This window comes from Oceanobacillus rekensis (assembly GCF_002153375.1).
Classification (GTDB): domain Bacteria; phylum Bacillota; class Bacilli; order Bacillales; family Amphibacillaceae; genus Oceanobacillus; species Oceanobacillus rekensis.
In genome coordinates this window covers 664,285-686,987 of the sequence record NZ_MTBQ01000003.1, presented here as the reverse complement: position 1 = coordinate 686,987, position 22,703 = coordinate 664,285, and the positions used below count along the sequence as shown (strand labels likewise).

Below are 22,703 nucleotides of genomic sequence, written 5' to 3'. Positions count from 1 at the left end.
TGATGTCTATTCTTGATTTTTGCCTTCTGAAGTAATTTTATTTCTATGTTAGAATGCATGGTAATCATATAAATGGGGAGTGACTAATTTATGAAATTACAAGCTTCAGAAACTAGATTGGGAGAATGTAACCGAGCGGGGGATATCCTTCATCATATTGCTACAGATAAGGTTAGAATTGTATTTTTGAAAAGATACTTTATGAAAAATGGCGTTTTGCGATATGACAAAAAGCCAAGGAATAATTAAACTCCCCGGTTTTCATCATGAAATTAGATAATTTATCTCGTCAGTTATTGCTTTACGGTCCACATCATAATCTTCAATAATATTCTCCATCCAGAACCAGGCTAATATAAGTGCTGCCAGTGTACCGATTATAATTATTAGAATAATTGCCTTACCATTCAAGCCATCCACCTCTTTCATTTCTAAGGAATAGAGTATCAAAAACATAGCCAACTGTAAATGAAATTTTTAACCTATCGTAATAGCAAAAATAGAATGAACGTGATGTTCATCCTATTTCAGTGCACCGGCAACATCATATTCATTTACATCAATATCAAGCTCATCACCACTAGCAAGTTTCGCCAATTGCAGCCCGATGTAAGGCCCCATCGTTAAGCCGGATGAACCGAGCCCATTGGCGAGCAATAAACCCTTGTATCCTGGGAGATGCCCGATGACAGGCAGAAATCCTGGTGTGAATGGACGGAAGCCCACCCTTGTTTCTAATACCGTACTATTACTTAAACCAGGAGCGACTGTCATTGCTTTTGTTAATATTTCATGTAGTCCGCCTGCAGTAACGCGATAATCGAAACCGACATCATTTTCATGTGTCGCCCCAACGACAATTCGGTTATCATCAAATGCCAGCATATACTGATCAGCTGGTGGCATGACAACTGGCCATGTCGATGTATCCATATCAGGTACTTGCAAATGCATGATTTGTGCTCGTTGGGGTGTCACGTCAAACGTTATTCCCAATGGCTGAATAAGCTCATTCATCCAAGCACCAGTCGCAGCAATCACGCAATCTGCATGCAATGTTTCATGTTGAAGGGAGACACCAGTAATATTATTTCCTTCATATGATAGGGTTGCATCCCCATGTAAGACTTGTGCTCCATTTTTCACCGCACCGCGCAGTAATGCGTCTCGTAATTTACGTCCATCAACCCTTGCGGCACCACTAACATAGACAGAGCTGTATTCATCTGATAGAAGGGGGAACATTGCCTTTGTTTGTTCCGCATTCTGCAGTATGACCTCTCCAATTTCAGGTGCTTCTTCCCGCCGTTTAAGTGCACGGTCTCGCATGGCAATCAGCTTTTTCTCGTCGGTATGTATGCTGATGGCCCCAACACGGGAATAACCAGTATCTGTCTCACCAGTCATTGCCAAATCATCAATCAATTCATGGTACATTCGCGCACCGTTTTTTGCGAGCTTATACCATGCCTTGTTCCGGCGCTGCGATAGCCATGGACAAACAATCCCTGCAGCTGCATCTGTTGCCTGGCCTGAATCTTTACGATCAATAATAACGACTTCTGCGCCTTTTTTAGAAAGGTGGTAGGCGGTGCTTGCCCCAAGAATACCAGCACCGATGATAATATATTTCTTATTCATATTACTTGCTTTTCACCACTTGATACATTGCTTTTATTTTTCCAAGGTGTTCTGCTTCGTGATAGGAAAGCATGATTAATAGGTCACGATGTGTTTCAATACTGCCGAATGGTACTTTAAATTTTACATTTGATTTCCAGAATAAGTCACTAAATTCATTAATACGATTTTGCTGTTCTTCTAACTGTTGGAAAAGCACATCGAGTTTAGGTGCTTCTGTCGTCCAGTCAGCAGGTTTTGTACCTGAAGCAAATAGCTCCACATATTCTGCGGGTATGTTTGTCGATTTCATAAATAGAAATTTTTCATTCGTTGCAAGCACATGTCCAATATGCCAGCGAATGGTATTATTGAAATAATTGGATTGAATATCGAGTGTATCCTCATCCAGTTCTTTGATAAATGTAAGTAATGAACTTCTTGTTAAATTAAATTGTTTTCTTGACATTTAAATCCCTCCAATATATAGATTATAACCTGAAGTTCGGTTAACTTAACAGTAATTAGGAATGACTAGAGGGAAATTCTAATGAAACTGAAATGATATTGGGATATCTGCTCTCGAGATATAGGGATGCTTTATTGGTATAGGAAAAAGTTGTGAAAAAATTTTCATAAATTTGTTATACTTAGTAGGATTGTACATAAGGAGTTGTTTTTTTTGGAAGAAAAAGAAAGAAAATTAAAAATGGGATGGTTTGGATGGACCATGGTCAGTGTAGTTACCGTCATTATAATTGGATCAGGCATATTCTATTTTACGGTACTGAATGGTGATGATGCTGACGCAACTGATCAAAGTGACCTAACAGATGGGGGGAAAGATGAAATAGAGAAGGTGCGTTCGACAGTAGGACAGGAAAATTTGGAAGCAGCACAGTTTGTTGCAATGATGCATGGATTTTATAACGAGACAGCCGGGTATGGGGGAATTAACAATTTGAACTGGGAAGAACAAAAGGAAAATTCGCACCAGGTTATCCGTACAATAGAAGAGTTGAAACCTGATATATCAGATGAGTCTCTTATTATAGACCTGGAATCTATTCAAACACTTGCGCAAAATACATTAGATGAAATGAATTCTTCTGATGTAAGGAATCTGCACAGGTATTTTCATGACTTAGATATCGCATTGAATGACTATGATACCTATGATAAAATTTGGAAAGTAACCGAGACATTAAAGAATATTGAGTAAGTAAAAAAAGTACTCTATCGGGAAAAAAGTATGGTAATCTATTAGTAGATAAAATATACATAGAAGGAGAATGAATATGACTAAAACATTAATTTTTGGACATAAGAACCCTGATACAGATACAATCTGTTCCGCATTAGCATACGCGGATTTGAAAACGAAAACAGGTGCAGAGGCAGAACCTGTACGATTAGGAACGGTTAGTAAAGAAACGCAATATGCTTTGGATCATTTTGGTGTAGAAGCACCTCAATTAATTGAAAAAGTTGCTGATGGCGCAGAAGTTATCTTAGTTGACCATAATGAATTTCAGCAAAGTGCTGACAATATTAAAAATGCCCGGATTATGGAAGTTATTGATCACCATCGAATCTCAAATTTTGAGACAAGAGAACCATTATATTTCCGTGCCGAGCCTGTTGGTTGTACAGCGACAATTTTACATAAAATGTATAAAGAAAAAGAAGTTGCAGTTTCTAAAGAAATTGCGGGTCTGCTTTTATCAGCAATCATCTCAGATTCATTGCTATTGAAATCTCCAACATGTACGGATGAAGATGTGCAAGCAGCAAAGAAATTAGCAGAAATTGCTGAAGTTAATCTGGAAACATATGGCCTGAAGATGCTGCAGGCAGGTGCTGATCTAAGTGATAAATCAGTAACAGATTTAATTACAATGGATGCGAAGGAATTCTCTATGGGAGAAGCTAAAGTCGCGATTGCACAAGTAAATGCAGTTGATACGAGTGACATTTATAAATTACAGGACGAACTTGTCAGTGAAATATCTGAAAAGGTAATTGCCGATGATTTAGACCTGTTCTTATTTGTTGCAACAGATATCCTGAATAACGATTCTGAGGTTTTAGCTGTTGGTAAAGAAAAGAATAAAGTTGAATCAGGCTTCGGCGTTACACTTGATTCTAATGATCGAGCACTTCTTAAAGGGGTAGTATCCCGTAAGAAACAAATTGTAACAGCTTTGACAGATGAATTCTTGAAATAATAAAAACAAAGGGATCCCGCTGATATTCAGTGGGATCCCTTTTTCGGGTGTAAAACATACCTTTAGCAACCGAATAATTGAATAAAAAATAGCTGCTTGAGGTTCGGTCGTTCATCGGCTTAATGAGTGCCCTTATACTCGTCATTCTGCAAAGTACGGTCGTTCATCGGAGTAATGAGTGCCCATATAGTTGTAATCTTGGAAAGTTGGGTCAATCATCGGCTTAATGAGTGCCTGTATACTTGTCATTGTGCGAAGTACGGTCGCTCATCGGCTTAATGAGTGCCTGTATACTTGTCATTGTGCGAAGTACGGTCGCTCATCGGCTTAATGAGTGCCTGTATACTTGTCATTGTGCGAAGTACGGTCGCTCATCGGCTTAATGAGTGCCTGTATACTTGTCATTGTGCGAAGTACGGTCGCTCATCGGCTTAATGAGTGCCCATATACTTGTAATTCTGGTAAGAACGGTCGCTCACCGGCTTAATGAGTGCCCATATACTTGTAATTCTGGTAAGTACGGTCGTTCATCGGCTTAATGAGTGCCCATATACTTGTCATTCTGCAAAGTACGGTCGCTCATCATCTTAATGAAGAATATTTTTTAATAACGTAAAAAAACAGCAGAGCGATTTCAATTTTGAATGCTCTGCTACTTTAATTGCGAATCTCTATGAATTTTATTTTTATTCATAAACAAAATAAAAAGGACTTCCCAAATGGGAAGTCCTTTTCTATAGTAAGCTAACCTTACGCTTTGTTAACGTTTGTAGCTTGTGGTCCACGGTTACCTTCTTCGATATCGAAAGTTACTTGTTGACCTTCTTCTAAAGTTTTGAAACCTTCGCCTTGAATTGCTGAGAAATGTACGAATACATCGTCTCCACCTTCAACTTCGATGAAACCGAAACCTTTGTCTGCGTTAAACCATTTTACTGAACCTGTGTTCATAGAAAAAACCTCCATGTGCATTTGGCACTTTTATTACTATTTCTGTTCAAGATTACAAACCAAGACGAAATCACTATTAGAGTTACTACTTTCGTATCCTGTATTTCTAACGAACATAAATAATTAATTATAGTATAACACAGACGATCAAAAAATATCCACCTTTTTTTAAAAAAAGTTTTAAAAGAGCCTTTTTATACTTATAAATGCTATTATATCAACGTTTTACTCTGGAATTTTTTATTGAAATGTATAGAGAAAGTATTCGGATTGTCGATTTTGAATAATATATCGTCCCATTTGAACAAACTATACAGAAGGGAGGTGCCAAAATGTCAGGAAAGCCTAAAGGACCAAAACAGCAGGAGAAAGTGAATTTACCGAAAAGCCCAAGCCAGCCATATGGGGAACCATTGAGTGGATCGAAAAAGGTAAAAAATGCTAACCACTCACGACAAAATCACAATCCACATCATGGTATGTAATTAAATCTATATGGATAAAGAGCATAATCACTTGTGGTTATGCTCTTTAACCATTATTATCTATTCTGTTATTATAACGAATAGAGAGGTGGAGAACCTGATGTGGAATGAGTTTAAAGAATTTGCTTTTAAAGGAAATATAGTTGATTTAGCTGTTGCTGTAGTGATTGGTGGAGCGTTCGGTGCAATTGTCACATCATTTGTCGAAAATATAATCACACCATTAATAGGTATGCTGGCTGGTGGAATTGATTTTACCAATTTGAAAATTACAGTAGGAAATGCAGAGGTCTTATATGGTAACTTTATTCAGTCATTCGTCGACTTTTTGATTATTGCTTTTGCGATTTTCTTTGCAATCCGTTTTCTGAGTAAATTTAAACGAAAAGAAGAAGCGGCAGAAGAGGTTGTGGAAGAATTGGATGCACAGGAACAATTGCTTACTGAAATTAGGGATTTATTAAAGGAGCAAAATCAAGCAAAGCAAAATTAGTTTATACATAAATACTGGATAACTGGTGAGTTAATAGGATACTTACTCAGATTTTTTTTCATTTAATAGGTACCTGTCTCTTACATCCCCGTGGCAACTGACATAGGTTATTAGTGAACCTATAACAGAAAGGGGATTAATTATGAGACGTCATCATAGACATCATTGCGGCTGTCAATCTTGTAAAACAATTGTACATCCGACAAAGCATAATTGTGTCAACCAATATTCGGAAAGTACTGTAAACCAAGTTCATCCTTCTCATACGACGGTAATGAATCATCATACAGTCAAGAACAATCACGTATTCCCTCATTCAACATCTGTTCAAAATACTGTGAACAGTGTGGATCAGTACGGTGGGTCATTCAATGTACCATCACCAGGATATGGACCAGGCGGCCAAGTAGCAGGAGCAATGTCACCGGGGTATGGACCAGGTCAAGTAGCGGGAGCAATGCAACCAGGATATGGCCCCGGTCAAGTAGCAGGAGCAATGCAACCAGGATATGGTCCCGGTCAAGTAGCAGGAGCAATGCAACCAGGTTATGGTAAGAAACCAGGATATGGCCCAGGTCAGGTAGCAGGAGCAATGCAACCGGGATACGGAGCAGGACCTCATCACTGGAAAAAACAGAATAAATGGTGTTAACTAGAGATAAGGCTGGCATATAAAAATGCCGGCTTTTCTTTATAGTAATGGTTAATGATATGGTAAGTTTTCCAACGAGGTGGTTATTGAAATGAAAATCTTAACTGTTTCCGGTTATAAATCAATGGAATTAGGTATATTTAAAGAAAATGATCCGCGTGTCACATTTATTAAATCGGCAATCGAAAAAAGATTGATTGGATTTATCGAAGAGGGATTAGAATGGGTTCTCATTTCCGGCCAGATGGGTGTGGAGATGTGGACAGCAGAAATGATCTTTGATTTACAAGAAAACTATGATATTCAACTTGGTGTATTTCCACCATTCGAAAATCAGGACAACCGTTGGCCTGATAACTTAAAGGAAAAATATGAAGAACTATTAATGCTGGCTGACTTTTATCAGCCACTTTATAAAGGCGACTATAAAGGACCGTATCAGTTTAAGGCTAAAAATAAATGGTTCATCGAAAAAAGTGATGGTTGTCTCTTGCTTATGGATGAAGAATTCCCAGGCGGTAATCGTTATTTCTACGATGCAGCAAAAGCAGCTGATAAAGATTACCCAATCTTTATCATTACGCCAGCAGATTTGGATGATGCAGTAGAAGAGATAAAAATGTCAGATCCAAATTATTGGGGATGAGAGAGCTTTCCGGGTTATTAAAAATATAATTATTCCGCCAATACTTGCATATATCTTATAGAAGCACAAAGAGAGGCGGTGGAAAAATGTATTATCCTTATGTACCTCATTATCGGCAAGACGATTCCAAGCAAAGCTTACGTACGATGACTGTTACTGGTAACGGGAGTGTGTCTGTTCAGCCAGATATTGCAAGAATCCAGCTTGCGGTTGTGACGGAAGGTGAATCCTTAAGTCAGGCGCAGCAGGAAAATACGCAGACAATGAATGCGGTGATTGAAGCGCTTTTGAATTTAGGTATACTGAGAGAAAATATCCAAACAACGGCTTACAACATCATTCCAAGATATGATTATACAGATGGTCAGCAAGTGTTCAGGGGATATGAAGTTAGAAATGAAATAACGGTTGAGGTCCAAGCAATTGATCAAACAGGTACGATTATTGACGTTGCTGTTCAAAATGGGGTCAATCATGTTTCAAATATCCAGTTTACCGTCCAAGACAGACAACGCTATTATCAGGAAGCACTTGTATCCGCACTCCAGAATGCAAGTGTAAAGTCACAGACGATTGCTCAGACGATGCAGCTAAATCTTGATCCGACTCCGATTCGAATCGTGGACGTAACCGATGATATAATTACCTATAAGGCATTCGCAGCTTCTGCGGACAACCTTACCACTCCGATTGAACCAGGAGAAATTATTATTACTGCAAAGGTAGATGTTAAATTCCAGTATTAGATCAGGGGATATTTAATTCCCCTGATCTCTTCTGTTACCACAAATAATCCAGCATTTCCCCATGAAATTAATTTGTATCAATCGTACATGTTAGTGTATCAATTGCGGTGCATTTTTAAAAACCAACTCAAATCACATTAAAATTGCCGATAAAATGGCAAATAAAAGTCGTCTAAATAGACGGCTTTTATTATTATAATGATAAGGAAATAGTTATTTTTTTAATAATTATTAATATAAGTTGCCCTCTTTGTGAAATGTTATACTTAAACTGGTGCATAGCGAAAGAAGTGATATCGGGGTAAATGGCAGTATTGTTTAAGAGCTAACATTAAAAATACGAAGAAAGACTACATATATTCAGGCAATATTTGATGGCAGTATGAATATTAGTATACCTATCAAAAACCTTGTTGGTAATTTATTTATATTTTTGCCAATGGGTATTTTGCTTCCATTTTTCATAGTTAAAATAGATAAAGTCAGCATATTTACTATTTCAACGATTATATTGTTATTCTTTATCGAAGCTATACAATTAGTTACAAGAAGGGGAAGTTTTGATATAGATGATTTCATTCTTAATACGCTTGGTGCTTTGATAGGTTTTGGGATTTGGAAATCGAAACTCGTTCAGAAATTACTTAAATAATATTTATTTCTTCTTGTTAAACTATCTGGTGCGATAGCACAATAGAGTAATAGCTTATTATGCTATTTGGCAGAATACTTTAAATAGGGTTTGTATATTCAAAAAAATTAAGTCAGCAGAAAGGGTGACTAAAAGTGAAAAAAACGACAAAATATATTTTCTTTTCATTGTTAATTTTGTTGTTCATAATTGGTTGTAGTTCGAATAACAATGAGAAAAATACAACAAATGAAGATATCTTTCAATATGAGGGTACTCTTATAGGTGATAATAGTGCAATAACTAATATAATTGAACAGTTAAAACATAGTGTGAATTTCAATGAAGTCTCGATTCAAACAAACACAGAACCATATGGTATGACTTTAACGTACAATGAATTTGATGCGTCTATGATAGAAAAGGAATATAAAGAAACGGCAATTTACAATGCTACTTTCCTATTCGCATTAATTGATAATGTAGAGTGGATTACCTTTGTTTTTGCAAATGGTGAATATAAAATAACTAAAGAAGAATTGCAAAATTGGTACGGTAAAGAGTTAAGTGAATTTACCAATGAAGAAGATATGAAAAGTCTTATTCAAGAACAATTGGAAGAGGAAAATAAAGTTAATCAGTTATTAAGTTAAAGGGTGCTTTACCACAATAAGTGGTGATTGATTTTGTAGTATCTGGCAGGACTTAGTAGCATTATATAGTCAATAAATATCGAATTGAAAAGATTTTTTCAAAAAAAATCGGCTAGGAGAATTTTTCCTAGTCGACTTGTTACATTACGGATATGGTCTTCTTCGATTTTATTGATTACATATATGATGATTGTTCCACCAAAAAGTCTGAAGTTAAAATCACTTTCGGATAGTAAATATTTTATAGGGACCGGTGTTTTCAGTATCATTTTTTTCATATACAGAAAAGATTCAACTGCTATTTAATCCAACTTTTTTATTTTATGCTGTTGGACTCGAGCTATTGCCAAAAGCAGTAGCCTATATCGTTTATATTTATGATTACAGCATACTGAAGCATCAAAGGCCTCCATATTGACAATCGAACCAGTAGTAGCAACACTAATTGGTATATTTATCTTTATGGAAACTATAAATGTACAGATACTTGGAATGGGGTGCATCCTAAGTGGTGTCCTGATGAATCAACTCGATGGAAGAAAAATTACGTGTTAAAATCGAATAAACAGGATGACCGATAGTCATGCCTGCTTTAGTAGTTAACTTTTATATTCTAATTCTTTACGTTGTTTAAAGACAAGTGCTTCTTGTTTCTTTTCTAAACGCATCTCTATTCTTGATATACTTTCTTCATCATTTAGAAGCTCTTGTCTATTATCATTAACTAATTGTTCGAAATTTAATGACTTCGGTCGCATATGTGACACTCCTTCATAAGTTCTAATTACATTATACCTTATTTCGCGCCATAAATCAAAATTGTGTGAACATTTTATTATTTTTCGCAAAATAGCGAACTTTTATGAAAAATTGATTATTTTACTCTCATTAATTGATTTCCAATTATTTCCTAGTCATTCTTGTTTACTTTTGACTTCATCATAAAGATTTAATAGCTCGTCAATTTCCTGACTAATATGTACTGACTCGCTATAGGTAAACCCTTTATTCATAGCCACCTCTATCATTTTGTTTCTGAGGAATTCAATACGGTCAAGAATATTCTCTAAAGTATACATAATCCAATACCTCTCTAATTTCTAAGTGTGAGTGTCCACCTGATCATTTCCCACAATTATTGAAAAATAATGGATGAATGGGATTCATGATAATGATGGAGTTTGCATTGATTGTTACAGTATTCCTTTTAAAAAAAGCAGGGGTTAATTATGACTATAGTAATGTTATTCCATTAAAGGGAGCTAATTATTATACATGGTTAATATGTATTACCCCACAACACACGAACACCCCACTATGATAGTGGGGTAAATGCATGTTATCATATATCTTTAATTTACTTAAGTTAATCTAAAACATGTACTTGCAATTCTTTTACACCGAACTGTAAAGCTTGATTCAAATCTGCAATATATACATCTAATCGCCCATCTGTAATTGCGCTCCCCCGATCTTCACAAGTATATGTTTGACCTAAGTTTGGAATATGTACTGTAGTTCCAAATGCAATTGATGGCGGACAAGCTATCGTTTGTCCTTCCTTTACCGTTGTACCTGATGCGGTAATGCCGTAAGCAGGATCGCCTGGTCGTTTGCCGGTTGACTCATATCCCTCTGTATACGCAGTAACTGTAAACTGTTGTCCGTTTCCATTCGGTATCGTTATCATTTGTCCTGGAAAAATGATATCCGGATTTTCTATAAAAGGATTTGAAGCGAGTAACGTATCGATGTCTACATTATGATTCTTAGAAATTTTTAATAAAACATCCCCTGATTGAACTGTATACTTTGCTTGAGCAGAAGCTGAGTCAGGTAAAAGGAACAGTCCAACTGTAAATAAAGTTACTAGAATAATATATTTCATAAAAAAAGCCCTCCAAATTTATTTAGTTTTATAAGTCTTGCATTATATAATTCGGAAATATATCTGACTTATTAGGGATGTAATAGAATTGTGAATTACTTGTAATATGAATTAATTGGCTTGTTTTATTGTACAAAGGAAACTTAGAAAAAGGAAAGAAGAGAACTCTAATAGAAATATGTAACTACAATTAGATAATATTTTTGCTAACTGGTGCTATCCCAAATGAAGTATAAGTACCTTTTTTTGTTGAACTTATACTTTGGGTAATTTTTATTTTTGTAATCGATATGAAGGTGGCAGGTCTCTGTCACTCTGATGTCGGTGTTTTAAGAGACCCGGGTTGGAAAGCATTACTTGGTGAACTGCCTGTTGTTATGGGGCACGAAGTTGCAGGTGTTATTAGTGAAGTTGGTGAAGGTGTAACTGACTATCAAGTTGGTGACAAAGTAGCCGTCTGCCCTACTGGTCCAAGTAAAACGGCTCCAGGTTATGCGTATGACGGAGGCTTCGGTACAAAAGTATTAGCGCCAGCTGAAGACTTAGTTAAGATTCCTGATGGTGTTTCATTTGCCCAAGCAGCTGCTGGTACTGATGCAGGGATGACTTCCTATCATGCAACTTTTACTAAAGGTGGAGTAAAAGAAGGTATGACAGTCGGTATGATTGGTATTGGTGGATTAGGTCAAATTGCTTTAGAAGCTGCTGTTGCAAAAGGAGCTACTGTTTATGCAATTGATTTAAATCCAAATGCTCGTGAATTAGCTAAAGATCTGGGCGCAGCAGGAACCTATGAAAGTGTAAAAGAAATTGAACAATTTCAACCTGAAGTAATTATTGATTTTGCTGGATTTGGTGTAACAACCAGAGAAGCCTTAGAATCGATTGGTTTCCAAGGTAAGGTAGTCCTTGTCGGTATGGGTAAACTAGAAACAACTCTAAATGTTACTTCATTGATAACAAAACAAGCAAAACTCGTTGGAAGTAACGGGGGTACGAAACAAGATATTGAAGAAATATATGAATTGTTTGCTAGCGGCAAGGTAAATCCTAAAATAACTGAAATTACTTTTGATGAAATTCCTGAAGGTATTCAATTGCTGGAAGATAATAAAGTAACAGGTCGATTAGTAGCTAACATGGAAAAATAAGTACTTAAGTCAAACCTAAGAAGCAGGTTTTAAATCCCTGCTTCTTAGGTTTTTTCAATGACGAAATATTGATTTTAACTTAGGAACGGTATCGATAATATTATTCACTTAACGTACGTTTCCAGGAAATGGTTTCATGATTTAATACATTGATTTATGCGCGACACAAAAAAATATTCTAACCTCTTAAAGTAACTGGTACCATTTTGTGGAAGAAGGATTACTTTAATGATTAATGAAATCTATTCTAAAGGTACTGCATCTCAATGAGGTGTTTTTTTAATTACAAGTTCCTAATTTTTCTGCTGTACGAGAAAATTTACTTAAGTAAAATATTAGCCTAAAGCTAACTTGAAAATTGCTTCAATACATCAGACTGTGTCTCGTTTTGTTGCATACAGAGGGGGGGTTCCCCATTTTTAAAAATGAGTTTACAGAAAAATGCGTAACCATAGTTCGGATTTCTCTTTGACTAAAGCATTTTTGTCTCAGCCTATTTTCATTTATTCAAGTTAAAATTCTCACCCTTTACTAGGTAAAGGATACTTTCACCCACATTTGTTATATGATCGGCAAATCGCTCGAGATACTTTGCGCATAATGCCATTTGCATCACATATTGAATTTTTTCTGGATTTGTAGCTGTTTCCTCAAGCAGTTCACTAATAATGGTCTTATTTAATTTATCAACTCCATCATCCATCACTGCTAATTCTCTTGCAATTGTAACATCCTCATATTTAAATGCCTTTATTGCAGAGTCCAGCATATCCTTTGTCATTTCATACATTCGCTTTAAATCGGATGGGATGATAGAAGCATTCTTTCCTAAATGAATCGTTGCATTAGCAATATTTTTTGCATTATCACCCATACGCTCAATATCTGTAAGAATCTTCAATGTAGTAATAACTCTTCTCAAGTCAGTTGCAACTGGCTGTTGTTTAGCAATTAGCAAAATTGCTTTGTCATTGATTTCCAATTCTTTCCGGTCTATTTTCTGATCATTATCGATCACCTGTTTAGCCAGCTCCATATCTTTACTGAAAAAAGCATCCATCGCCTCGTCTAGTGCTCGGCCAGCAGTATTGGCTATTTTAATAATATCTTCACTCATTACATCAAGCTCACCTTGAAATTGGTTACGAGTTATCATTTATATACCTCCAACAAATTTATTCTATGCTTTTCCTATGATTACAGGTAGTATATACTAAATAGTGCGAATTTTAAAGAATATTACCTTAATATCTTCGAAAGGTGTATATTGATGTACTCGTCGATATAAAATGTCGGCTTTCTTTCATTTCGTTACGGGCTTATAATGTATGTGATACACTTTAAGGCGAAATAGTGTGTTAGTCACATCGGATGACTTGAGAGCTGCCGAAGATGAAAAGCCATTTGATCATTTACCTGAATGGGAGCAGGAAAATAGAATGACTGCTCTTGATGTAGTTGAAAACTTTGAAAAATATATAGAACTGCCTACAAAATATGAAATAAATGAATATGAAGCTATGGAAGACTTTAGCATAAGGGTTAGTGATCAAGGTAAGCAAGATGCTTTATTAAGAGCAATTAAGGGAAAAGGTGCTTTTAGAAGATTTAAGGACAAGATAATTGATTTTGAAATCGAGGACCAATGGTATTCATATCGTGACGAGCGTTTTAAACAAATTACAATAAAGTGGTGTCATAAAAATAACATAAAGTATATTGAATAGGAAAGTGAAGTTGCGGTTACTTAACTAATGGTGATCGCTTTTTCTTTATAAGTAACGGCGTGCTTTAATTTAATTAGGAGATTATCGATGTAAAAATAAGTTTATCTTTTGGGTATTTATTGGTAGGTAAAAAATGAAGTGTGCATTGTAGGTGTTTACCTGAAAACTAGATCTGATGAAAATGATCGTAATTCATAAGTTTTATAGAATATTAACGCGAATTTCTTACGTAACCTTCTGCATAATCTTGAAAGGTTTTTTTGGTGTCTTTAATAACTTTTTTAATAAATCTTTTCATTTTCTTTTCCCTCCTAGTTTTCTATATATACATTATCTTATATAACGTGCTTTTCATCAATGTCAGTGAAAACGAAAACAATTGGGATGAAAACGGGAACAAGCGGGAAGAAAGCGATTATTTCCCTTACATGCTTAAAGTTTTGCTGTTTATCTCGAATTATCTCCCTTATTCTATGGGGGAAACGCTTACTAAGAAAAAGTGTTATTGGTAGGATTCTTCATTAATTACTTCATGTGAAATTAGATTCTTTTCTTATTAAAATCCAATAATATTATTAGGATATTAGGCTAGTATCTATTAATTGATTGGAGTCTAAACTGTCTAAGGAATCTTCTCAGTAGATAAAATCAGAAAGGATGATAACATGTCAGAAATAAAAGATGAAATCATTCTAAGAGGGCTCAAAGAAAATAACTTAAAAAATGTAGCGTTAAACATACCAAAAGAGAAAATCATCGTATTTACTGGTCTTTCAGGATCTGGAAAGAGCTCCGTTGTTTTTGATACATTAGCAACAGAAAGTAGAAGACAAATGACGTTGAACTATCCTCACTATGTCAGATATCAAATGCCAAGATATGAAAGACCCCATGCCGATCTTATGCAAAATTTAAGTCCGGTCGTAGTAGTAGAGCAAAGACCTATAGGGGGCAATTCCCGATCAACAGTTGGCACCTATATGGATATTAATCCATTAATTAGGCTTTTATTTTCAAGAATAGGAAAACCATCCATAGGTTCTGCCAGCGATTTTTTGAGCCAAAGTTCCTTTGGAAGTTGTCCAGAATGTAGTGGATTTGGGGAGGTCATTGCGCCTGACCTAAATAAGATGGTCGATTTGGATAAGTCACTTCGGGATTACGCAGTGAAATTTAAGCCATTATCGCCTTCAGGTTGGCAAGGCAGATGGATGATGACTTGCGGATTATTTGAGCCGGATAAACCGATAAAGGACTACTCAGAAGACAAGCGTCATCTGCTATTATATGGTCCCCCAGAAGGTGAAAAAGTCAATGCGCCGTTTCACACCAAACACGGACCACAAGACCATGATTGGGATGGGGTATTGCCCAGGTTTACACGCCTTTATATCCATAGAGATATCTCAAAACTGAAAGGAGTAACCCAGGATGACGTCCTAGCAGTATCAACTCAATCCTTATGCCCAACTTGCCAGGGCACAGGCCTAAACCCAAAGGTCTTGGAGTGTAGAATAAATGGATTAAATATCGCAGAATACGATCAATTAGAGCTTATAGAACTACTGAAAGTACTAACGAACATAAAAGATCCTATGGGAGAATCTATCGCGATCCAAACAATCCCGCATATAAAACAACTGGTTGAATTGGGATTAGGATATTTGAGCTTATCAAGAAAAATGGGCACCCTGTCCGGCGGGGAAGCCCAAAGGGTAAAAATTGCTCGTCATTTAGGGAGCAGCCTAAACAATATTACATACATTTTCGACGAACCAAGTGCAGGACTTCATCCAGAAGAAGTGGATATGTTAATAGAAATGATGAAAAATATAAAAGACCAACATAACACCGTCATCGTAATTGAACATGATCTATCCGTAATAAAAGCAGCGGATGAAATAATAGAGATGGGACCGGAAGCGGGTGTTCGTGGTGGAGAAGTTGTCTATCAAGGGAAATTAGAAGGACTAAAAAACTCTAAAGCTGCAACAACCCTAAACCACAAGCTAACAATCAACAAAAACCCAAGGGATATAGAAAGTTATTTTACGATAAAAGGAGCAAGTAACAATAACTTAAAAAATATAAGTCTAACTATTCCTGAAAATGTTTTTGTCTCTGTATGTGGTGTATCTGGTTCAGGTAAAAGCTCTTTAATGATGGAAGCATTCACTAAAAAGTTTCCAGAAACCATTATGGTAGGGCAAGGCAGTATAGGTATTTCTAACCGTTCGACACTAGCAACATATATGGGAATAATGGATGATATTCGCTCCATATTTTCTAGAAAAACAGGACAACCAGCAGGCTTGTTCAGCTTTAACTCCTTAGGCGCATGTTCAGTCTGCAAAGGGAAAGGAGTCATAAAACCAGATGTAGCATTTGCAGATCCAGTGACAATTCCATGTGAAGCATGTGGCGGTACGAGATATTCAGACGAAGCACTGTCCTATCGGTATCATGATAAAAATATAGTAGAAATATTAGATTTAACCATAGAAGAAGCTATTCACTACTTTAAAGTACCGAAGATCATAAAAAGAGTGAATACGCTAAAAGATGTAGGATTAGGGTATCTAACCTTAGGACAGACGACAAGTTCTCTAAGCGGAGGGGAAATTCAACGTCTAAAACTTGCAAGCCACCTACAAAAAGAAGGGCAAATCTACATCTTAGACGAGCCATCCTTAGGGCTGCACAAAAGAGATAATGGAAAACTTTTAGACGCATTTCAAAATCTTGTAAACAAAGGTAATTCGGTAATCATAATCGAACACAATCTGGACTTTATCGCGGCGAGCGACTGGATAATAGAATTGGGTCCAGGAGGAGGAAAACAAGGAGGACATATTATATTTGAGGGTACACCAGAAGAAATGCTACATGCAGAAACAATAACAGCGAAATGGTTAAAGGCTGGGATTAGAGAACAACTTACTTAAAACGGGAATTTAATATCTCATAGAAAGGGCAAAAAGTAGAAACAGTGAATATTGTGGGTAGTTACATGAAATGGGAGTTAAAGAGGAATGATATACTGTTAAAAACGATTAGAATTCATTATCAATTTTCTCTAGGGGGACAAATGATGGATTACAACATACGTAAAATGAAGAAGCGGGATATTACCCAAGTCCAACATGTTGCAAGGACTAGCTGGCATTCAACATATGAAGGAATTATTCCCCTGGAAATACAGGATAGATTTCTGGATGCAGCATATAGTCGGGCCAATATGAAGAAACGGCTAAAGAAATCAATCCTTTTTGTTTCGGAGGTTGATGGAAAAGTTGTTGGGTTTGCTAACTATTCCCCTGTTTCTGCTGATGGATCTGTTGAACTTGGTGCAATCTATTTGTATCCCGAGTTTCAAGGATATGGAATTGGCTCAGCATTCCTAAGGGAAGGTATTGAGAATTTGGGTGCTTCAGAGATTCATTTGAACGTGGAGAGAAATAATCATATCGGAACCAATTTCTATCGTGCAAAAGGTTTTGAAATGGTATCTGAATTCAATGATAAATTTGATGGTCATATATTGAAAACAGTGCGGATGGTTTTAAAGGTTAGTGAGGAAATGAATGTTTGAACTGATTAAATGGTGGAATTTTTTAAACAATCAAAAGGATGATAAATCATGAGTAAGTATGAATGGAGAAAGAAAGCAAAGGAACTCTATTTGCCAAAAGAACAACCTACTAAAATTGAAGTTCCTAAAATGAAATTTTTCACATTAGAAGGTAATGGAAATCCGAATAGCGAACCATTTAAAGATAATATTGAAATCTTATATGGACTGTCATATGCCATAAGGATGATGCCAAAAAAGGGGATAACTCCAGATGGTTATTTTGAATATACTGTTTTTCCTTTAGAAGGACATTGGGATTTAGATGAAGAAGGTAGAAAACTAGACTATCTAAACAAGGACCATTTGGTGTACAAGCTTATGATCAGACAGCCTGATTTTGTGACAGAAGAATTGTTCCAATATGCGATAAACAGTGTGAAACAAAAAAAGAAAAATGTAGACTTGGATATTGTTCAATTTGAGAATATAACGGAAGGATTATGTGTCCAATCCATGCACATTGGGAGTTATGATGAGGAACCAAAAACATTCCAATTGATGGAAGAATTTTGCTCACAAAATAACTTGAAAAGAGCAGAGAAAACACATAGGGAAATATATATATCGGATGCGAGAAAAACACCACAAGAAAAATTGAAGACGGTGCTTCGATTTAAAGTGGTTGAAGTGTAGATAAAAAATACTCCATATATTATATCAAGATCTACAGGACCCATCCTTGCACTGCCAGCCCCCTTTGTCCTTTTTCATGCAGAAAGTAGTAGTTATTTCGCACGAGAAAAATTCACATATAATTTACTGTTTATTCAATCTCCCTTAATATCTATCATTTATGCTTATGATAGATTCGAAATTGAGAGGAGATTTAACATGTTTAAGAAAAATATTAGTAAAATTGGTGCGGTTGCATTAAGTACAGGTCTGGTCCTTTCTGGATTGGGTGTTGGATCGGTGGATGCTGCTAAACCAGATTGGGCAGGGAAGGGTAATGGAAATAACGGAAATAATGGGAATGGAAAAGGAAACCAAAAGGTAGAAAACGTAATTTATATGATTCCCGACGGATTCAGTTCAGATTATGCCTCGAATTATCGTGTGTATAAAGGGGAAGATGCTATCTGGGATAAGCATTTGAAAGGTGCGTTTACTACATATTCAGCTAATTCCGATATCACAGACTCTGCTGCTGCCGGTACTGCAATGGCAACTGGTGAGAAAACAAATAATGGTGTGATTGGTCTTGATCCTGAAGGCAATGAGCTGAAAACGATTCTTGAGGCTTCCCAAGAAGAAGGAAAAGCTTCTGGTTTAGTTGCTACTTCAACCATTTCACATGCAACACCTGCAGCGTTTGCTTCTCATGTTGAAAGTCGTAATAATGAAACCGAGATTTCTAGACAGCTGGTTGAAAGTGGTGTCGACGTTATGCTTGGTGGAGGGAAAGATTATTTCCTGCCAGCTTCTGAAGGTGGAAAGCAAGAGGAACTTAACTTGATTGAACAAGCTGAAGAGCAAGGTTATGAATTCGTTGAGACTCGTGATGCATTGCTGGACAGCAATGACATTGACGTTGAAGATGGTGAAAAATTGCTCGGTCTTTTTGCTGGGGATGCATTATCTCCAGAATTACACCGTGGTGAAACAGAAGAACCAAGCATAGCTGAAATGACAGGAAGTGCAATCGATGTCCTTGAAGAAGATAAAGATGGATTCTTTCTTGTTGTAGAGGGAAGTCAAATTGATTGGGCAGGTCATGATAATGATGCAGCATGGGCTATGAGTGATGTTGCAGCATTTGAAGAAGCTGTAGAGGAAGCTATTGAATTTGCTGAGGAAGATGGTAATACTTTAGTTGTCGTTGCAGGAGACCATGATACTGGTGGTATGACTACCGGATCTAATGGACAAATGGATCTGAATGCTGCTGTACTGCAAAATGTTACAGCTACAGGAGACCATATGGCAGCACAATTAAATGAAAACCGCTCTAATGTCAATGAAGTGGTGAATACTTATACAGGTTTTGACCTGACAGAGGAAGAAGCACAATACATCCAGGAAGCAAATAATGCGTCCTTTGCTATCAATAAAGTCGTCAGTGATCGTGCTACTATTGGTTGGTCAAGTACAAATCATACGGGAGCAGATATTCCAGTATATGCATATGGACCAACAGCAGATAAGTTTGTCGGCTTCCATGACAATACAGACTTACCAAAAATAATTGCTGAGGCAATGAAGTTGAAGTAAGACATTAATTTTCGATAGTAAAAAAAGTTTGTCAAGAATTGATAAAGATTCCGTTTTGAGTTGCATTTTTAAAAATACACGCAAATGATATTAAAATGGAATGATCAAATGGAAAATAAAAGTCGTCTAATTTTTGGGGTCACTTCAAATTTAGACGGCTTTTATTATTATAATGACCGAGGATATCGTACCGCAAAACAGCATTGATCACCTAAACCTATGAATTTCCTCATCTTTTTGTCATTAAAACTTTCCAATCTAATTTTGTCCCATCAAATCGCATCATTATTTTTTAACTTTCTCAATCTTTTTCATTCGAAATGATGTGATGATAAGAACGATAATCAGTAGCATCCCTAAATAACCAAAGAGTGGATAGAAAAACGACACAAGCTTAACAAAGCCAAAGAAGCTTGCTGCAAAACCTATCATTACGGCTGAAATGACGATTACTTTAAATTTCGTGCTTTGTGATTTTGCAAAACGTATACCAAATGAGAAAAACATGCTTACTGCAGTGTTAAAAATCATTCCGAATAAAACGATGGCATACAGAAGGCCAAAGATAGGAGAAACACTATTGGCAATTCCCAGTAATGGCATTTCCAAGTCTCCAACCGAATCAACTTTTGAAAAGATAGATAAGTGACCTATCGTCATAATAAGACCTATGGCGATACCTCCAACAAGTCCGCCGATGGATGCTATCTTTTCATTCCGCTCATCTCCACCCATAACAAGTGTCATAGAAGCCCCCGTCGCAATGTTGAACGAAACATAATTTAATAAAGATATAAGCCAATGTCCCGCAGCTGACGTTTGTTCCTGTGCAATTGGCTCAAGATCGGCAAACGATGCATCCATGGTGAACATACTATGAATAAATAAATAAATAACAACAATAATCAAAAAGGGTGTGATATTTCCAATTACCTTAATGACTCCATCCACTTTTAGCATAAGTGTGAGAATAACGAGAACGACCATCAGAATGGTACCTACAATGGAAGGTAACCCGAAATGCTGGTGAAAAATAGAACCTGATCCTGCTATCATGACAATCCCTATACCAAGGAGTATGAAAACCAGTATATAATCGATGATAACTCCTAGAAAACGACCACTAATCTTGTGAATGACCTCTTGATGTGATTCCGCCCGTGTTCGGCTGCCGAGCTTTGTCAAAATCATTCCAAGGTATCCAAAAAGAACGATTGCAACAAAAGCTCCAATTGTCCCCATATACCCAAAACTTGTAAAGTACTGCAATAATTCCTGACCAGAGGCAAATCCAGCTCCAACAATAATTCCAACAAAGGCGCTAGAAATTTTAAAAATTTTCCTCATTTTATCTCTGTTGTTCATGTTGTCCTCCTATGTTTATCCTTTTAGCAACTTATTGATGTTTCTTATTATTTTACGATCATATCTTTTCATACTCATTAATAAATTTCTGTAGCAGAAATGATGTGATTTCCAAAAAAATTACTGGAAACTAAGCGATAACCATTTATTTTCATACATATCTCCATGGAGGAATTATTTTATGTGATTCAAATGTGAAATCAGCTAAAAAATATAAATTAATGAGATGTAAGATTAAGCATAAGTTCTTCAAGGTTTGGGAAAAAGAAGGTGAAGAACCTTTTAAACCCCATTTTAATGGAGATGGTTTCTTATAAGAGAAAGTAGAAAAGGGAGCAAAAAAATGGGAATTTTAGAAAAACTATTTGGAAGAACAAAGGAGAGTGAAAATATGTCAAACGTTAAATTAGCAGTTGTTTTTTATAGTATGGGTGGAACAAATCACCAGTTGGCAAAATGGGCAGAAGAAGGAGCAAAAGCTGCAGGTGCTGAAGTTAAAGTGTTAAAAGTACAAGAATTAGCTCCAGAATCAGTGATTGAAGGAAATGAAGTATGGAAATCAACTGTTGAAGCAACAAAAGACGTTCCAGTTGCAACATCAGATGATATTGAATGGGCAGATGCCATCATCTTTAGTGTTCCAACCCGTTTTGGTAACATGCCATCACAAATGAAGCAATTTCTTGATATCCAAGGTGGAATTTGGGCAAATGGTAAGACAGTAAATAAAGTAGTTAGTGCAATGACTTCTGCTCAGAATCCACATGGAGGTCAAGAAGCCACTCTTTTATCATTGTATACTTCCATGATGCATTGGGGTGCAATTATTGCAACCCCTGGTTACACGGATCCTGTCATTTATGGAGCAGGAGGAAATCCTTATGGAACGAGTGTAACAGTCGATCAAGACGGTAAAATGATTGAAGATGTGGAAGGTGCTGTGAAACATCAGGCTAAACGTACTACAACAGTTGCAGAATGGGTTAAAAAAGGAAATCAATAAGAATATTTTATAAGAAAAAGAGGGACAATCACGTATAAGATGACCCTAGTTAGACAGGTTATTTAAATAAAAAGCTTATTGGGAATGAGTTCGATGTTGTTTCGGACTCATTCCTTTTAATTTAGTCTTCAGTATATTCTAAGAAATCATGTACAACTCGATCTAGAATGGTATCTGCTAGTGTACCCTGTACCCTTCACCAATCTTATATGCCATCCACGGGGGGCAAATTGAGAACAGAAAATAGTTGAGCCGACCTGATGATGTGCTCGTAAGACCGAAGTAAATTATCTTCAAAATGTAAAAGAGGATATATTTACAATTAATGTAAAACATATATGTAGTCTACTTACTTCATTAGGGTGATTACATTATGCATCTTATCTATAACTTCTTATTTTTATTTGCTTTGGCGGTGGTGGGGAGATTTGAGAAATTGGGAAAAGTATTATCCAACCATACTCTATCGTAAATGACATGATATCCATTTTGGCACTTTAAAGATAGTATATTTCCTTCGTTATTATTTAATCATACAACAATTTCTCTAGCAATTATGTTTGTTTGTTACTCGGTGACTATTTTGATTTATCTAAAATAATTTTTTGGGACGAATAAA

General features: G+C 36.3%; 28 protein-coding genes. 18 read left to right on the top strand and 10 right to left on the bottom strand.

Features of this window, described 5'->3' with window-relative positions; genetic code table 11:
• The first annotated feature begins 90 nt into the window (after nt 1–90).
• A complete protein-coding gene (locus BV906_RS19485) occupies nt 91–249 on the top strand; it encodes a hypothetical protein (protein ID WP_176330319.1) in 159 nt (52 codons plus the stop codon).
• A 15-nt stretch (nt 250–264) separates the two neighbouring features.
• On the opposite strand, the gene BV906_RS19480 is transcribed toward BV906_RS19485, so the two are convergent.
• From BV906_RS19480 to BV906_RS10805, 3 genes are all read right to left on the bottom strand, one after another.
• Entirely contained in the window at nt 265–429 is a 165-nt protein-coding gene (locus BV906_RS19480) for a hypothetical protein (protein ID WP_176330318.1), read from the bottom strand.
• 93 nt (nt 430–522) lie between these two features.
• Nucleotides 523–1,641 (bottom strand): NAD(P)/FAD-dependent oxidoreductase, encoded by a 1,119-nt coding sequence (locus tag BV906_RS10810; protein WP_087973516.1) that lies wholly within the window; start codon nt 1,639–1,641, stop codon nt 523–525.
• A 1-nt stretch (nt 1,642) separates the two neighbouring features.
• A complete protein-coding gene (locus BV906_RS10805) occupies nt 1,643–2,089 on the bottom strand; it encodes a DinB family protein (RefSeq protein ID WP_087973515.1) in 447 nt (148 codons plus the stop codon).
• Between the two features lie 213 nt (nt 2,090–2,302).
• On the opposite strand from BV906_RS10805, the gene BV906_RS10800 reads away from it, so the two are divergent.
• Together BV906_RS10800 and BV906_RS10795 are read left to right on the top strand one after the other, a co-directional pair.
• Nucleotides 2,303–2,842: a hypothetical protein gene (locus tag BV906_RS10800; protein WP_087973514.1), complete on the top strand. Its 540-nt coding sequence runs from the start codon at nt 2,303–2,305 to the stop codon at nt 2,840–2,842.
• Between the two features lie 76 nt (nt 2,843–2,918).
• Entirely contained in the window at nt 2,919–3,848 is a 930-nt protein-coding gene (locus BV906_RS10795) for a manganese-dependent inorganic pyrophosphatase (RefSeq protein ID WP_087973513.1), read from the top strand.
• Nucleotides 3,849–4,598: 750 nt separating this feature from the next.
• On the opposite strand, the gene BV906_RS10790 is transcribed toward BV906_RS10795, so the two are convergent.
• On the bottom strand, nt 4,599–4,799 hold the full coding sequence (locus BV906_RS10790) for a cold-shock protein (RefSeq protein WP_087973512.1): 201 nt from the start codon (nt 4,797–4,799) through the stop codon (nt 4,599–4,601).
• Nucleotides 4,800–5,131: 332 nt separating this feature from the next.
• Here BV906_RS10790 and BV906_RS10785 point away from each other — a divergent pair, with 332 nt between their 5' ends.
• The 7 genes from BV906_RS10785 (at nt 5,132) to BV906_RS10755 (ending at nt 9,105) form a co-directional block, all read left to right on the top strand.
• Nucleotides 5,132–5,284, top strand: coding sequence for a small acid-soluble spore protein P (locus tag BV906_RS10785; protein ID WP_087973511.1), 153 nt, complete (start codon nt 5,132–5,134; stop codon nt 5,282–5,284).
• 100 nt (nt 5,285–5,384) lie between these two features.
• A complete protein-coding gene (gene mscL, locus BV906_RS10780) occupies nt 5,385–5,777 on the top strand; it encodes a large conductance mechanosensitive channel protein MscL (protein ID WP_087973510.1) in 393 nt (130 codons plus the stop codon).
• Nucleotides 5,778–5,919: 142 nt separating this feature from the next.
• Nucleotides 5,920–6,429, top strand: coding sequence for a spore coat protein (locus tag BV906_RS10775; protein ID WP_087973509.1), 510 nt, complete (start codon nt 5,920–5,922; stop codon nt 6,427–6,429).
• A 91-nt stretch (nt 6,430–6,520) separates the two neighbouring features.
• Nucleotides 6,521–7,075: an SLOG family protein gene (locus tag BV906_RS10770; RefSeq protein ID WP_087973508.1), complete on the top strand. Its 555-nt coding sequence runs from the start codon at nt 6,521–6,523 to the stop codon at nt 7,073–7,075.
• Between the two features lie 86 nt (nt 7,076–7,161).
• Nucleotides 7,162–7,821, top strand: coding sequence for an SIMPL domain-containing protein (locus BV906_RS10765; protein WP_087973507.1), 660 nt, complete (start codon nt 7,162–7,164; stop codon nt 7,819–7,821).
• A gap of 382 nt (nt 7,822–8,203) precedes the next feature.
• Nucleotides 8,204–8,473, top strand: coding sequence for a VanZ family protein (locus tag BV906_RS10760; protein WP_087973506.1), 270 nt, complete (start codon nt 8,204–8,206; stop codon nt 8,471–8,473).
• Nucleotides 8,474–8,607: 134 nt separating this feature from the next.
• Entirely contained in the window at nt 8,608–9,105 is a 498-nt protein-coding gene (locus tag BV906_RS10755; RefSeq protein ID WP_087973505.1) for a DUF4825 domain-containing protein, read from the top strand.
• A gap of 98 nt (nt 9,106–9,203) precedes the next feature.
• On the opposite strand, the gene BV906_RS19180 is transcribed toward BV906_RS10755, so the two are convergent.
• Nucleotides 9,204–9,383 (bottom strand): hypothetical protein, encoded by a 180-nt coding sequence (locus BV906_RS19180; protein ID WP_140321982.1) that lies wholly within the window; start codon nt 9,381–9,383, stop codon nt 9,204–9,206.
• Between the two features lie 136 nt (nt 9,384–9,519).
• On the opposite strand from BV906_RS19180, the gene BV906_RS19475 reads away from it, so the two are divergent.
• Nucleotides 9,520–9,660 carry a hypothetical protein gene (locus BV906_RS19475; RefSeq protein WP_176330317.1) on the top strand — a complete coding sequence of 47 codons (141 nt, stop codon included), beginning with the start codon at nt 9,520–9,522 and terminating at the stop codon, nt 9,658–9,660.
• Between the two features lie 44 nt (nt 9,661–9,704).
• Here BV906_RS19475 and BV906_RS10750 read toward each other — a convergent pair whose 3' ends face one another.
• From BV906_RS10750 to BV906_RS10740, 3 genes are all read right to left on the bottom strand, one after another.
• Nucleotides 9,705–9,863 (bottom strand): FbpB family small basic protein, encoded by a 159-nt coding sequence (locus BV906_RS10750; RefSeq protein ID WP_087973504.1) that lies wholly within the window; start codon nt 9,861–9,863, stop codon nt 9,705–9,707.
• Between the two features lie 156 nt (nt 9,864–10,019).
• Entirely contained in the window at nt 10,020–10,184 is a 165-nt protein-coding gene (locus BV906_RS10745) for an aspartyl-phosphate phosphatase Spo0E family protein (RefSeq protein ID WP_087973503.1), read from the bottom strand.
• Between the two features lie 287 nt (nt 10,185–10,471).
• A complete protein-coding gene (locus BV906_RS10740) occupies nt 10,472–10,993 on the bottom strand; it encodes a LysM peptidoglycan-binding domain-containing protein (RefSeq protein WP_087973502.1) in 522 nt (173 codons plus the stop codon).
• A gap of 290 nt (nt 10,994–11,283) precedes the next feature.
• Here BV906_RS10740 and BV906_RS10735 point away from each other — a divergent pair, with 290 nt between their 5' ends.
• Entirely contained in the window at nt 11,284–12,144 is an 861-nt protein-coding gene (locus BV906_RS10735) for a zinc-binding dehydrogenase (RefSeq protein WP_087973501.1), read from the top strand.
• Nucleotides 12,145–12,643: 499 nt separating this feature from the next.
• On the opposite strand, the gene phoU is transcribed toward BV906_RS10735, so the two are convergent.
• Nucleotides 12,644–13,300: a phosphate signaling complex protein PhoU gene (gene phoU / locus BV906_RS10730; RefSeq protein WP_087973500.1), complete on the bottom strand. Its 657-nt coding sequence runs from the start codon at nt 13,298–13,300 to the stop codon at nt 12,644–12,646.
• 199 nt (nt 13,301–13,499) lie between these two features.
• Between phoU and BV906_RS10725 the strand changes: the two genes are divergently transcribed.
• From BV906_RS10725 to BV906_RS10705, 5 genes are all read left to right on the top strand, one after another.
• Complete coding sequence (locus BV906_RS10725) at nt 13,500–13,871, top strand: UPF0158 family protein (protein WP_087973499.1); 372 nt, start codon at nt 13,500–13,502, stop codon at nt 13,869–13,871.
• 665 nt (nt 13,872–14,536) lie between these two features.
• A complete protein-coding gene (locus BV906_RS10720; protein WP_087973498.1) occupies nt 14,537–16,816 on the top strand; it encodes an ATP-binding cassette domain-containing protein in 2,280 nt (759 codons plus the stop codon).
• Between the two features lie 146 nt (nt 16,817–16,962).
• Entirely contained in the window at nt 16,963–17,463 is a 501-nt protein-coding gene (locus BV906_RS10715) for a GNAT family N-acetyltransferase (protein ID WP_087973497.1), read from the top strand.
• A gap of 48 nt (nt 17,464–17,511) precedes the next feature.
• The gene (locus tag BV906_RS10710) at nt 17,512–18,138 is read left to right on the top strand and encodes a GyrI-like domain-containing protein (protein ID WP_087973496.1); all 627 of its coding nucleotides are present in this window, start codon (nt 17,512–17,514) and stop codon (nt 18,136–18,138) included.
• Nucleotides 18,139–18,336: 198 nt separating this feature from the next.
• Nucleotides 18,337–19,716, top strand: coding sequence for an alkaline phosphatase (locus BV906_RS10705; RefSeq protein ID WP_087973495.1), 1,380 nt, complete (start codon nt 18,337–18,339; stop codon nt 19,714–19,716).
• Nucleotides 19,717–20,001: 285 nt separating this feature from the next.
• Here BV906_RS10705 and BV906_RS10700 read toward each other — a convergent pair whose 3' ends face one another.
• Complete coding sequence (locus tag BV906_RS10700; protein ID WP_425435192.1) at nt 20,002–21,081, bottom strand: YkvI family membrane protein; 1,080 nt, start codon at nt 21,079–21,081, stop codon at nt 20,002–20,004.
• A 391-nt stretch (nt 21,082–21,472) separates the two neighbouring features.
• Here BV906_RS10700 and wrbA point away from each other — a divergent pair, with 391 nt between their 5' ends.
• Nucleotides 21,473–22,084: an NAD(P)H:quinone oxidoreductase gene (gene wrbA / locus BV906_RS10695; protein ID WP_087973573.1), complete on the top strand. Its 612-nt coding sequence runs from the start codon at nt 21,473–21,475 to the stop codon at nt 22,082–22,084.
• The last annotated feature ends 619 nt before the right edge of the window (nt 22,085–22,703 follow it).